At 48.7% G+C, this 13,259-nt stretch carries 14 protein-coding genes; 12 read left to right on the top strand and 2 right to left on the bottom strand.

The features are described 5' to 3' along the window. The first annotated feature begins 9 nt into the window (after positions 1-9). The 10 genes from EAT1B_RS02140 (at position 10) to EAT1B_RS15850 (ending at position 9,889) form a co-directional block, all read left to right on the top strand. Positions 10-882 carry a RodZ family helix-turn-helix domain-containing protein gene (locus tag EAT1B_RS02140; RefSeq protein WP_012726483.1) on the top strand — a complete coding sequence of 291 codons (873 nt, stop codon included), beginning with the start codon at positions 10-12 and terminating at the stop codon, positions 880-882. A gap of 32 nt (positions 883-914) precedes the next feature. Continuing rightward, the gene (gene pgsA / locus EAT1B_RS02135; protein ID WP_012726482.1) at positions 915-1,493 is read left to right on the top strand and encodes a CDP-diacylglycerol--glycerol-3-phosphate 3-phosphatidyltransferase; all 579 of its coding nucleotides are present in this window, start codon (positions 915-917) and stop codon (positions 1,491-1,493) included. Positions 1,494-1,555: 62 nt separating this feature from the next. Further along, positions 1,556-2,782 carry a competence/damage-inducible protein A gene (locus EAT1B_RS02130; protein ID WP_012726481.1) on the top strand — a complete coding sequence of 409 codons (1,227 nt, stop codon included), beginning with the start codon at positions 1,556-1,558 and terminating at the stop codon, positions 2,780-2,782. Between the two features lie 76 nt (positions 2,783-2,858). Beyond that, complete coding sequence (gene recA, locus EAT1B_RS02125; protein ID WP_012726480.1) at positions 2,859-3,908, top strand: recombinase RecA; 1,050 nt, start codon at positions 2,859-2,861, stop codon at positions 3,906-3,908. 188 nt (positions 3,909-4,096) lie between these two features. Beyond that, a complete protein-coding gene (rny, locus tag EAT1B_RS02120; RefSeq protein WP_012726479.1) occupies positions 4,097-5,659 on the top strand; it encodes a ribonuclease Y in 1,563 nt (520 codons plus the stop codon). A gap of 48 nt (positions 5,660-5,707) precedes the next feature. Beyond that, positions 5,708-6,502, top strand: coding sequence for a TIGR00282 family metallophosphoesterase (locus tag EAT1B_RS02115; protein ID WP_012726478.1), 795 nt, complete (start codon positions 5,708-5,710; stop codon positions 6,500-6,502). A gap of 26 nt (positions 6,503-6,528) precedes the next feature. Further along, positions 6,529-6,789 carry a stage V sporulation protein S gene (locus EAT1B_RS02110; RefSeq protein WP_012726477.1) on the top strand — a complete coding sequence of 87 codons (261 nt, stop codon included), beginning with the start codon at positions 6,529-6,531 and terminating at the stop codon, positions 6,787-6,789. Positions 6,790-6,955: 166 nt separating this feature from the next. Then, positions 6,956-8,032, top strand: coding sequence for an L-threonine 3-dehydrogenase (tdh, locus tag EAT1B_RS02105; RefSeq protein WP_012726476.1), 1,077 nt, complete (start codon positions 6,956-6,958; stop codon positions 8,030-8,032). Positions 8,033-8,045: 13 nt separating this feature from the next. Beyond that, positions 8,046-9,227: a glycine C-acetyltransferase gene (locus EAT1B_RS02100; protein WP_012726475.1), complete on the top strand. Its 1,182-nt coding sequence runs from the start codon at positions 8,046-8,048 to the stop codon at positions 9,225-9,227. Positions 9,228-9,697: 470 nt separating this feature from the next. Continuing rightward, positions 9,698-9,889 (top strand): hypothetical protein, encoded by a 192-nt coding sequence (locus EAT1B_RS15850; RefSeq protein WP_148209442.1) that lies wholly within the window; start codon positions 9,698-9,700, stop codon positions 9,887-9,889. A gap of 24 nt (positions 9,890-9,913) precedes the next feature. Here EAT1B_RS15850 and EAT1B_RS02090 read toward each other — a convergent pair whose 3' ends face one another. Continuing rightward, on the bottom strand, positions 9,914-10,462 hold the full coding sequence (locus EAT1B_RS02090; protein ID WP_012726473.1) for a DUF4256 domain-containing protein: 549 nt from the start codon (positions 10,460-10,462) through the stop codon (positions 9,914-9,916). Between the two features lie 88 nt (positions 10,463-10,550). Between EAT1B_RS02090 and EAT1B_RS02085 the strand changes: the two genes are divergently transcribed. Then, positions 10,551-11,351: a hypothetical protein gene (locus tag EAT1B_RS02085; protein WP_148209441.1), complete on the top strand. Its 801-nt coding sequence runs from the start codon at positions 10,551-10,553 to the stop codon at positions 11,349-11,351. A gap of 2 nt (positions 11,352-11,353) precedes the next feature. Further along, on the top strand, positions 11,354-11,872 hold the full coding sequence (locus EAT1B_RS02080; RefSeq protein ID WP_012726471.1) for a hypothetical protein: 519 nt from the start codon (positions 11,354-11,356) through the stop codon (positions 11,870-11,872). A gap of 32 nt (positions 11,873-11,904) precedes the next feature. Here EAT1B_RS02080 and EAT1B_RS02075 read toward each other — a convergent pair whose 3' ends face one another. Further along, positions 11,905-13,062, bottom strand: a complete 1,158-nt coding sequence (locus EAT1B_RS02075) for an MFS transporter (protein WP_012726470.1) — start codon at positions 13,060-13,062, stop codon at positions 11,905-11,907. Between the last annotated feature and the right edge of the window lie 197 nt (positions 13,063-13,259).

Genomic DNA, 13,259 nt, shown 5'->3' with positions numbered 1-13,259 from the left:
TGGACCCCTGTGACAGAACTAGGGACTTTTTTGAAACAAAAGCGTGAGGAGAGCGGATTGACGCTCGACCAAATCCAGCAGACGACGAAGATTCAAAAGCGCTATATCATCGCGATCGAGGAAGGTGATTACAAAAATCTCCCTGGCTCTTTCTATGCACGGGCGTTCATTAAGACGTATGCGGAGTCGCTCGGTCTAGATGTGGATGAATTATACGAGACGTATGCAAAAGATTTACCGGTCATCGAGGCACAGCCGTCCGTTCAACTTTCTCGAAAGAAAACATATTCGAAGGCTTCCGAGTCGACGAGTCGGGTCTCGAGATGGGTTCCAAAAGTTCTCCTCGTTCTCACGGTCTTCTTGCTCATCACCGCGATTTATTTCGCTGTGAGAAGCATCGACTTCGGTGGTCAGGATGCAAGTCCTGCCGAACCGCCAAGTTCTGGCGTCACGGTCGACCAGAATGAGGATGTCCCGGCTGATGAACCGGCCGAGGAAGAACCGGCTGACGAGGAGCCGGCTGAAGAAGAACCGCCAGCGGAATCTGGTCCGATTGCGGTGAAGGAGTCGAACGGGGCGGACATCACTTATGAACTCGCGACGGACGAGAAACTCTCGACCGAGATTTATGTGAAGGAGTCACCTGCCTCTTACGTAGGTGTTCGTGACACATCGTTAGAGGGAGCATTCCTCGCACCGGAGTATCCGAACCAGTCGAAACAGAATCCGATTGTCATTGAAGATGCCGAGACGGACACATTGCGTATTCGAATCGGACTCATCGCAGGCGTTGAGAAAATCGTCGTCAACGGTCGTGAGCTCGAGCTTCAAGAGTCTCCGGTCACACAAAATATTTTTGTAAAGAGAGTCGACGCCGAATAAGTCGACTCTCCTTCTAAGAGGAGGCGTTCTATATGAACCTACCTAACCGATTGACGATGCTACGCGTGGTCTTGATCCCCGTATTCGTCGTCTTACTCGCTGTTGATTTTGATTGGGGAAACATCGCTTTTCTAGGCGCTGAAATCCCGATGCACCAATTTATCGCTGGTGTGATTTTTACGATTGCGGCCATCACGGATTGGTTAGACGGACATTTGGCCCGTAAGCATAACCTGGTCACGAACTTTGGTAAATTTATGGACCCGCTCGCAGATAAACTGCTCGTCACGGCAGCACTTGTGTTGCTCGTTGAGATGGATCTCGTCGCGGCGTGGGTTGTCGTCGTGATTCTATCACGTGAATTTGCGGTCACAGGCTTACGCCTCGTCGCTGCTGACGAAGGGATCGTCGTCGCGGCCGGGAAGTCTGGAAAAGCGAAGACGTGGGTGCAGCTCTTTGCCATCATCTTCTTACTGTTCGGTAACCCGATCTTTAGCTATGTCGGGATTCCGTTTGGCGAATGGGCGATGTGGTTGGCGCTCGTGCTTACAATTTATTCTGGCGCCGAATATTTCGCACAAAACTATAAGATTATTGTGAAGTCGATGTGAGTCGACAGAGACGAGTTGGTTGATCTAGCTCGTCTTTTTTTTGAAGTCGAGGAGGAAATACGATGAAACGAGCCGAAATCATTGCGGTAGGAAGTGAGTTGCTCTTAGGGGAAATCGTCAATACGAATGCGAGTTACATATCAGAACAACTGTCGAAGTACGGTGTGCCGGTCTTGTATCATCAAGTTGTCGGGGATAACGCGGCACGAATGCGAGAGACATTTGAAATCGCCCGTCGTCGTTCTGACTTTGTCATCGTCACGGGTGGGCTCGGGCCGACGGCGGATGATGTCACAAAGACGGTCCTTTCCGACTTACTCGAACGTCCGATTGTGCGAGATGAGGAAGCGTATGAGACGATTCAACGTTTCCTCGTGTCACGAAATCGATTGATGAACGATGGGGACGCTCGCCAAGCCGACGTGCTCAGCGGAGCAGACGTATTACCAAATCCGGTCGGGCTTGCCCCGGGCATGTGGATCGCCGGAGATACGACGTGGTTGCTTTTACCGGGTGTGCCACGTGAGATGAAAGCATTGATCGAGGCGACGTTTCCGAAGAAACTATCAGGAGCGACGCTCGTCTCAGAATCATTACGGTTTTATGAGATTGGAGAATCCGCTCTCGATGATGCCGTGAAGGACTTATTGGATGGTTCGAATCCGACCGTTGCCCCCTACGCCGAGACGGGAGAGGCAAGACTTCGGATCAGTGCCCGTGCGACGGACGAGGTGACCGCGCGTCAGATGATTGAAGAAGTGAAGACTGAAATCCTGAAACGGGTCGGTTCGTACTACTTTGGCTCTGACGATGAGACGATTGCATCACATCTTGTCCAATCATTGTCTAGATTGAATCGAACGTTCGCTGTTGCTGAGTCGTTGACCGGCGGTGAGGTACAATCGATGGTTACATCAACACCTGGCGCTTCAGTCGTCTTTCTAGGTGGAGTCGTGACCTATTCGGATGAGCTAAAAAATAGGTATTTAGGTGTCTCGCTTGATACAATTGAACAGCACTCAGTCGTCTCAAAAGAAGTTGCCTATGAGATGGTGGACGGATTGTCAAAGACCACCCATGCCGACTATGCCCTCTCTTTCACGGGAGAGGCAGGACCGACATCGAATTCGGGTCGTCCAATTGGTACGGTCTATATCGGAGTGAAGACACCAAACGGAATAGAGGTCATCGAGCGGACGTATCTCCATCAAGAACGGAATATCATCCGCATGCGAGCCGCGAAGGACGGATTATGGGCCCTCATTCAACGAATCAAAAAAGGCGAATAAATGTTCGTAAAAAACTTGTGTATCGTACAGTGTTCACGTATAATAAGAGTATCAATTAAAGGAGGCTCATTTACCTATGAGTGATCGTAAACAAGCGTTAGAAATGGCATTACGCCAGATTGAAAAACAATTCGGTAAAGGCTCAATCATGCGCCTTGGTGAAAATACAGACCAACAAGTATCGGTCATCCCTTCAGGGTCAATCGCCCTCGACGTCGCGCTCGGTGCGGGTGGATATCCACGCGGTCGTGTCATCGAAGTATACGGACCAGAATCTTCAGGTAAGACGACGGTCGCCCTTCATGCGATTGCAGAAGTCCAAAAGCGCGGCGGTCAAGCAGCATTCGTTGACGCCGAGCACGCACTCGATCCGAAGTATGCTAAAAATCTTGGGGTCAACATCGATGAGTTGCTCCTTTCACAGCCGGATACTGGGGAGCAAGCGCTCGAAATCGCTGAAGCGCTCGTTCGCTCGGGAGCAGTTGATATCCTCGTCGTCGACTCGGTTGCGGCACTCGTACCGAAAGCCGAAATCGAAGGGGAAATGGGAGACTCGCACGTCGGTCTTCAAGCCCGTTTGATGTCTCAAGCACTTCGTAAGTTGTCTGGTGCGACGAACAAGTCGAAAACGATTGTCATCTTCATCAACCAAATCCGTGAGAAGATCGGGATCATGTTCGGTAACCCGGAAACGACTCCAGGGGGCCGTGCCTTGAAATTTTACTCTTCTGTACGTCTTGAAGTTCGTCGTGCGGAGACACTCAAACAAGGTCAAGATATGGTCGGGAACCGTACGAAGATCAAGATTGTAAAAAACAAGATTGCACCTCCGTTCAAAACAGCGGAAGTCGATATCATGTATGGTGAGGGGATCTCGCGTGAAGGGGAACTCATCGATATCGGTGCAGACCTCGACATCGTTCAAAAGAGCGGAGCTTGGTACTCGTTCAATGAAGAACGTCTTGGTCAAGGTCGTGAAAACGCCAAGCAATACATGAAAGAAAATCCAGCAATCGCAGCTGAGGTCGAACAACAGATTCGAGATCACTACGGATTGAATGGAGAAAAAACGGTCACGGTCGAAGGCGAAGACGACGAAGTCCTCTCACTTCTCGATGACGAATAAGCACATCGTCTCACTCGAATTCTTTCGAGTGAGATTTTTTTAGTATAATTTTTTAGGCAATTGGTAGTTCTATCCTGTCCGTGCATTGCATTCTCCCTATTAAATAAGTACAATAAAGTTATGCGCGGGCTTGCCCGTGTATCTCACTTATTAAAAAAATAAAATAACCTTGCGAAAGGGAGGTGAACATGATGGAATGGCTATACTGGCTTATTCTGATCCTCCTTTTGCCGATAGCTTTTGTTGCAGGTTTTTTTGTGCGTAAATCGATCGCCGAAGCGAAGATTCAAGGTGCCGAGACGGAAGCGACTAAGATTGTAGAGCAAGCAAAACAACAATCGGAAGCGATGCAAAAAGAAGCACGGCTTGAAGTAAAAGAAGAGATGATTCAACTTCGTAATGAGACGGAACAAGAATTGCGTGAACGTCGCGAAGAACAGAAAGTGAAAGAGAATCGCCTCGTTCAAAAGGAAGAGCTTCTTGACCGCAAAGCAGACATGCTCGAGCGGAAAGAAGACTCGCTAGATGAACAGGAACGAGGACTCGAAAAACGCAAGCGTGAAGCAGAAATGCTCGAAAGCAAAGTGGAGGAGTTATACGAAGAGGCACGCCAAGAACTTGTACGCGTGGCATCCCTCTCGAAAGATGAAGCACGTACCATCATCATGGACGAAGCGAAGCAGGAAGCGCTTCACGATGCTGCTCTCCTTCAAAAAGAAATCGAGCAAAAAGCAAAACAAGAAGCGGATAAAAAAGCGAAACACCTCTTATCTCTCACGATGCAACGATATGCTGCTGAACATGTCGCCGAAACAACGGTATCTGTTGTCAACTTACCGAGTGATGAGATGAAAGGTCGCATCATCGGGCGCGAAGGACGCAACATCCGAACGCTCGAAACGTTGACTGGGATTGACCTCATCATCGATGACACACCAGAAGCCGTCATCTTGTCAGGTTTTGACCCAGTTCGTCGTGAAATCGCGAAGATGACGCTTGAAAAACTCGTTCAAGACGGTCGGATTCATCCGGCTCGAATTGAAGAGATGGTAGAGAAGTCTCGCCGTGAAGTGGATGAACGCATTCGTGAATACGGTGAGGAAGCCACGTTTGAAGCCGGCATTCACGGACTCCATCCAGACCTCGTCAAGACGCTCGGTCGCATGCGCTATCGTACGAGTTATGGTCAGAACGTCTTGTCTCACTCGGTTGAGGTGGCACACCTTGCCGGGATGATGGCAGCCGAACTCGGGGAAGACGTCACGCTCGCGAAACGGGCCGGACTCTTACACGATATCGGGAAAGCGATCGACCATGAAGTCGAAGGTAGTCACGTTGAAATCGGTGTAGAGCTTGCGACGAAATACAAAGAACATCCGGTCGTCATCAATTCGATCGCTTCCCACCACGGGGACGTCGAGGCGACATCGACGATTGCAGTACTAGTCGCAGCGGCTGATGCCTTGTCAGCAGCGCGTCCTGGAGCTCGCCAAGAGACGCTTGAAAGCTACATCCGTCGTCTTGAGCGACTCGAATCAATCTGTGAGTCGTTCGAAGGTGTCGAGAAATCGTATGCGATTCAAGCAGGACGTGAAGTTCGAATTATCGTTCGCCCTGATGTCGTCGACGATGTCGTCGCCGGTAAGATGGCACGCGATATTTGTAAGCGAATCGAGGATGAACTCGATTATCCTGGACAAATCAAAGTGACGGTCATTCGTGAAACACGTTCCGTCGATTATGCGAAGTAAACGAAGCGGAGAATTTCTCCGCTTTTTCTGTTTGAGGGAGGACTTTATATGAAAATTTTATTTATTGGTGATGTGGTCGGGAAACCCGGTCGAGATATTTTGAGCAATCAAATTGGTCGGTTGAAAGACAAATACAACCCGACGTTCATGCTCGTCAACGGTGAGAACGCGGCAAACGGTCGTGGTCTCACGAAAAAGATTTACCAACAGTTTTTAGAGCTCGGCTTTCATGGGGTGACGATGGGAAACCACACGTGGGACAATCGTGATATCTTTGAGTGGATCGACGACGCCGACCGCATCGTCCGTCCGGCCAACTATCCGGACGGGACACCTGGTGTCGGGATGATGAAATTGAAACAAAACGGGAAGAAACTGGCCGTGATCAACGTCATGGGAAATGTCTTCTTGCCGTCTCTTGATTGTCCGTTCCGTACCGTCGATCGTCTTGTCGAGGAAGTACGGGATGAGGTCGATGCGATCTTTGTGGATGTCCATGCTGAGGCGACAAGCGAGAAGATCGCCATGGGCTATCATCTCGACGGTCGCGCTCAGGCCGTAGTCGGGACGCATACGCACGTACAGACGGCAGATGAACGTGTCTTGCCGAACGGGACAGCGTACATCACCGACGTCGGGATGACCGGTCCACTTGACGGGGTACTCGGCATGGATGCATCCGTTGTTTTAAAAAAATTTATGACACAACTCCCAGTTCGGTTTGAAGTTGCCGAGGGACGGGAACAACTTAATGGAGTTTTCATTACAATCGATGATCAGACGAAACGAGCGACAAAAATCGAACGAATACACCTAGATGATCAGACCGTCTGGTTTGATTGAACAACCTACCCGAGGGGGAAACAAGAATGGACGTACTCAAAGTTTCGGCAAAATCGAACCCTAACTCCGTTGCGGGTGCTTTAGCGGGTGTGCTACGTGAAAAAGGAACGTGTGAGATACAGGCGATCGGGGCAGGTGCACTGAATCAGTCCATCAAAGCCGTCGCGATTGCCCGAGGCTTCGTCGCGCCTAGCGGTCTCGATTTGATTTGCATTCCGGCCTTTACCGATATTATGATTGACGGAGAGGAACGTACTGCCATCAAGCTCATCATTGAGCCACGATGAGCGGTCGGGACATAGGTCCTATTCTTGTGAAGAGGAGCCATCGGCGCGGATGGCTCCTCTTTTTTTGTGTAAATCGGACGTTCCATCTTCTCAGTTTCGTCATTTTATGACAAGATGATAAAGAACGTATCGTTCGATCATGAGAAACAAGAGGGGGACGTTTTCAATGGAACAACTTGTGTCAACCAAAGAGACGGAATCAACGACACCAGTAATGAAAGCGATTCAAAAACACACGGCCGGGTTTGGGGCAAAACTGGTCGACGTACCAGTTCCGACACCAGGACCTGGAGAAGTACTCATTCAAGTTAAAGCGACATCGATTTGCGGGACCGATGTCCATATCTATGAATGGGATGAATGGTCGCAAAGCCGCGTCAAACCACCGTACGTATTCGGTCATGAGTTTTCGGGGGAGGTCGTTGCGCTCGGCGAAGGGACGAAACGGATCAAAGTCGGACAGGCGGTGTCTGCTGAAACACATATCGTCTGTCATCAATGTAAGCAATGTTTGCGCGGTCAGTACCACATCTGTAAAAACACAAAAATCATCGGTGTGGACACGCAAGGATGTTTCGCAGAATATGTCGTCATGCCTGAAGAGAATCTATGGGTGAACCCGGAGTCGATGCCAGCGAAACTCGCCTCGATTCAAGAACCACTCGGGAATGCGGTCCATACGGTATTGGCGAGTGATGTATCGGCCAAATCGGTCGCCATCGTCGGTTGTGGACCGATCGGACTCATGGCGGTCGGTGTCGCCAAAGCAGCAGGGGCGAGTCTTGTCTATGCGATTGACGTCAATCCATATCGTTTAAAACTCGCCGAAGCGATGGGGGCAGATGTCGTCATCAACAGTTTAGAAGAGAATCCGCTCGAGTTGATCGAGCGTGAGACCGACGGAGACGGAATCGATGTCGTCTGTGAGATGAGCGGACACCCGATTGCGATCGATCAGGCGTTCAAGATGGTCACGGCAGGTGGGGACGTCAACGTCTTGTCACTTCCGGCTCGTCCGGTCGCCATCGACCTCACACGGGATGTCGTCTTTAAAGGGGTCCGCGTCCAGGGCATCACGGGCCGCAAGATGTATGAAACGTGGAGTCAAGTCTCGACGATGCTTGCGACGGGTCAGTTGAACGTCGAACCGATCATCACGCACGTCTTCAAGCTCGAAGAGTTCGAAAAAGGGTTCGAACTCATGCGGGCAGGGAAATGTGGAAAGGTCGTCTTAATACCTTAAAGGGGGAAACAACATGGCATTTGAACATATTACAGAAGCAATCAATGAGATGAAAGAGCAGGGGACGTTCCGTAAGCTCGTCCCGCTCGAATCGGCACAAGGGAATGAAGTGACAATCGATGGAAAGTCGCTCGTCCAGCTGTCATCAAACAACTATCTCGGCCTCGCGAATCACCCGCGTTTGAAACAGGCGGCGATTGAAGCAGTCGAGCAGTATGGGGCAGGAACAGGGTCGGTCCGTACGATTGCCGGGACGTTCGAGATGCACGAAGCGTTCGAGCGTGAACTCGCGGAGTTCAAACATACGGAGGCCTCACTCGTCTTCCAATCAGGATTCGCGACGAACCTCGGGGTATTGTCTGCACTGCTTGGACCGGAGGATGTCGTCATCAGTGACGCCCTCAACCATGCGTCAATCATCGATGGGATTCGTCTCACGAAAGCGGCACGTCGCATCTATAAACACGTCGACCTTGAAGATTTGGAGAAAGCGTTGAAAGAGACGCAGGACTATCGCACACGTCTCGTCGTGACGGACGGCGTCTTCTCGATGGATGGGAACATCGCACCGCTTCCTGCCATCGTCGAACTCGCAGAAAAGTATGACGCTGCGGTCATGGTCGATGATGCGCATGCATCCGGCGTCCTCGGGAAGAACGGACGGGGAACCGTCAACCACTTCGGATTGGACGGTCGCGTCGCGTTACAGGTCGGGACGCTCTCAAAAGCAATCGGTGTCTTAGGTGGCTATGTCGCCTGTTCACAAGACGTTCGCGATTACTTGATTCACAAAGGTCGCCCGTTCCTCTTCTCGACATCACATCCACCGGCAGTCGTGGCGGCGAACCGTGAAGCGATCCGTGTCATGAAAGAGGAAGAAGAGTTGTTCGACAAGCTATGGGCGAACACGGAGTTCTTCAAGAACGGTCTACGTGACCTTGGTTTCGATATCGGACATGCGACGACACCGATCACACCGGTCATGCTCGGCGAAGAGACGCTTGCGCATACATTCTCAGACAAGTTGAAAGACCATGGCGTATTCGCACAGAGTATCGCCTTCCCGACGGTCGAGCGTGGGAAAGCACGCATCCGGACCATCGTCACAGCGGAGCATACACGAGACGACCTCGAACGGGCACTCGAAGCGTTCAAGACGGTCGCGGAAGAGTTGAATGTGACATTACACGCATAAACGAGGACTGCAGACAATCTGTCTGCAGTTTTTTAGTGGATTGGTCTATGAAATCGAGTATATTCAGATAGAGCACAGATGGGGTAAATCGAAATATAGCGCATTTCTTGATATTTCAATTACCGTATTTTGATTGCATCAGTACATATCAGAAATGAGGAAAGGCTATGTTTCAGCAAGGGATATTTCAAGTGGGGATGGTGTTAGATCGAGAGACGTTTTCGATTCTGACGATTTCACCACCATTCATCATAAATGTGATCTTTAGTGTCTTGATTGTGATGTATGTCTTGAACTTTCGAAGTGAGGGTTGGAAAGAAAAATTATGGAACGTTGCACTGATGTGCTACGCGCTCTTATTCATCTCTGTCTATATAGGAGCCTGGGTTGTGAGGCTGAAATACAACCTTACCCCAAGTTTCAGTGAGTCGTTCGCCCTCGAATCCTTTCCTGGATGGAAGGTTTTTTTCATGCAATGGATGGAGAACAAGATAGAAGAACCGAATTTGACAGCGAATGCGATTACGTTTGGTGCGTTGATGTTCTACTTTGGGAAGTTCAAGGGTAAATATACGTGGATATTAAGGCTTTTTGCATTGATTCCTGTCGGTTTATTTTTCATCATCTACATTCCAAAAGTCTTGAGTTGGTTTTTGCAATAAAAAAAGCAAGGCGCAATGCCTTGCTTAAATCGTGATCATTCCTCTAAATCCTCGAGCGGCATAATAAGAATCTGCACCGTTATGGTAGACGAAGATGTGATCATAACGACGGTCGCAAAACAGGGCGCCACCTTTTTGACGTATCACATCCGGTGTCTGAATCCAACTCGACGTTTTCAAGTCGAATGCCCCGAGCGTTTGTAAGTGACGGTAGGTTTCTTCATCGAGAAGGCTGATTCCCATCTGTTCAGATAAGGCGAGCGCGCTTCCGGCAGGCTTATTCTTTTTACGTGCCTCAAGAGCTGATTCGTCATAACAGAGACTTCGTCGACCGCTCGGACTCTCGGTTGAACAGTCGCAAAAAGCGAGGTCTCCGTTAGGGAGACGAATCACGTCTGGTTCTCCGCCGGTCTCTTCCATCAAGGCGAGTGAGGTCAACTTATCCTGATCAATTTGAATACGCTCCAATACGTCTGACCAGACGACGTTAGAATGACGTTCAACGTTTTCAGTGAAACGAGACTCGAGGGTATGAAGTAATTCGAGGGTTTCTTCGTGTGAAAGCTTCGACATGGGAATCACTCCGATCATGTATTTCTTTCAGTATACGACATTATTTAGTTCAATTTACTTCATTCGTTACAAGAAAGGAGAATCTGGTTTGAACTTTGATGAAACAAACGTCGAACATTTACATGTTCAGTCATTTCAGACGATGGATTTGTTCACATTGAAACATGGCTATTTAAGTCGATTGCCAGCCGGTTCATATCGAGTCACAGATTATTGTGAACTTGACGTGATGGTCACGAGTTCACAATTAGGACGACTTCGGTACATTGATTTGACCTTGCCGTTAGGCGTTTACATAGGGGAAAAACTTTTCTTATTGTATGATCCGTATCGTCGTGAGATCTATTCAACACAGACACGGATCAATCTCGATAAACGACGCATTTCGACAGTTGATTTTCTAAGTGCTTACAGTCGCGAGTTTCATGACCCTGATTCATTTTCTCTAAAGAAAGAAAATCTATTCAACCTACCGTCGGATAGCAACTGGAGGGAATTTGGGTTACCAAAAGTGAAGTCGGCAGCGGCGTTCTTATCTCAACTATTATATATATTAGATGTCACTTCATTTCAGACAATTTTGAAGAGTAATCGATTTTTATCTCATTTCACGGAATGGGCAGATCAGACAAAGTGTGAGTACAGTATCGAACATCATGGGAGAAGGATATGGTCGAATGACTATATGGTGACATGCAATCTTTCAAATGTATCTGAAAGTGATCTCCTGCAATTGGTTACAATGATTGAGACAAGAGAAGAATTAGAAGAATTTCGATTTTTGATTGAGACTGAAGCGTGTATACTTTCACTTTTCATTTTAGGAGATGTTAGGCGAGGCTATGGCGTCGGAGTATTTCAATACGAAAGTGACGAAAAGGAGGAGTGACAATGGAGTTTGAGGATCTATTCTTCTATCATGGGATGATTCATGTGTTTGATTTTCAGCATGATTTAGAATCGAGTCGCCTCACCTTTCAAGTGAAATTACTCGATCACCAGAGAAAGCGAAACACGACGTTCCGTGAACGAGTCGAAGTGGGCCGGGTTCATTCCCAGCGAGAAGTGATCAATGTAAAACTATGCTTTGAAGACGTCATCTATATGGAGGTCATTCAAGAGTCATTTGCGGATGGAATCATCGATGAACCGTCAGATGAGTTCGAAGGAACGCAGATCAAACGATTCGAGCAATCCGGGTATTTGGATTTCTTGACACGAACGCGTTTCTCGTTTTGGGAGTTGATACATGACGATTCAACACCGTTCACGCACTATCGTATTTGCGGTCTGAACTCAGTTTTAGAAATCATCACGCTTTCGGAACCGACCGTTGCATCTGTGATTTCACTCGATTGTAATCGAAAGGGGAGTCCAACCGTATATTTCAGTGGAAAGTTCTACACGTAAAGGCGCCCTCTCTTAGAGAAGGCGCCTCTTGTTTATACAGAAGATGCGGTTAAAATGGACTGTTCGGTCAATCGCCCAATCCAGATTAACGGAATGGTCAAGAATGCACCGAGAAGGTATACCGAATCGATCGGTAGTCCATCCGCAAGAAGACCGAACAGCAAACTCCCCATACTGAATGCGAGGGCGTATCCCGTTTGTTGCACACTATATACATAAGGAAGTTGTGTAGTCGGGATCTGTTCTTGAATGACGGTGTTCGTCTGGATGATGCGGATTTGTGTAGCTGCGCCTTGAATGACTAACGCCAAAATCGCAAACGCAAGATGCTCGGTCACGCCGAACAACAGAGCGGAAACAATGGATAAGACGGCAGTCGACGGTAGCGAGGGCGCTCGACGAGACCGATAAAGATAAGCACTCGCTGCAATCATACTGATCAAAAATGATGCGTTCAGCGTTCCCCACCAGCCTGGATCGACTTGCAGATGTCGCTCGAGATAGACGAGAAGCAACGCTGAAATCCAAAGCGTGCTGACAAATGATTCATACGTCACAAACCCAGTCACTCGACGAGCGAATGGTGACGTTCTTACATAAGTAAGACTATCGCGTAAGGTAATCGATTCATCCGTTTCGTCATCAACGATGTCTTCCGTAAGCGATTGATAGAAGTAAATCGTCACAATCGTCGAAAGGCTGAAGAGAACGAGTGACACGATTAGCGCAATGGCGCTCGACGTGAGAGAGACGAGCATCGTCCCGAGCGGCCACATCGCGAGTTGGATGAACTGATTGGAACCTTGAACGAGGCTGTTCGCTTGTTGGCGATTCGTCGTCAATCTCGGGATGAACGACGCTTGAATTGGACGTGCGAATCCATCGAGGAATGCAATGAACAGGACGAGTCCGAGAACAAGAATCGAATCCGTGAAGAGAACGAGAACAAGGGTGACCGTCTTCATCAGTTGTGACAGGACGAGCGTTTTCCCGAGCGAGTAGCGACTGAGGATGCGGGCGAAAAAGAATCCGCTGAGCGTCATACCGGCAGTCACGGCAATCGGGAAGCTGGCCGCCATGAGAGCGGACCTAGTTTGTTGATACAGCAAGGCAATGAGCGCGACGATGTATAGGACATCGCCAGTGTTTGCGAGCCATTGGCTAACGAGCAATGTGTAAAACGATTTCATCACAAATCTCCTCCGAATCTATTCAATTGGGTGGGTTGGACGTATCGTTATTACACATTTTCACCTCTTCATAAAATGATATAAAAATAATTATACAAAATTTGATGAATTCTGTAAACTTATCATATGGGTGAAATTGTCATATCAGGAAAGTTAAATGATTCGACACGCTTTGATATTAGTGGGTAAGAAGCAAT

It is taken from the genome of Exiguobacterium sp. AT1b, from assembly GCF_000023045.1.
Classification (GTDB): Bacteria; Bacillota; Bacilli; order Exiguobacteriales; family Exiguobacteriaceae; genus Exiguobacterium.
Note: the sequence above shows the minus strand (reverse complement) of the source record. Positions and strands in the feature narration are given on the sequence as shown.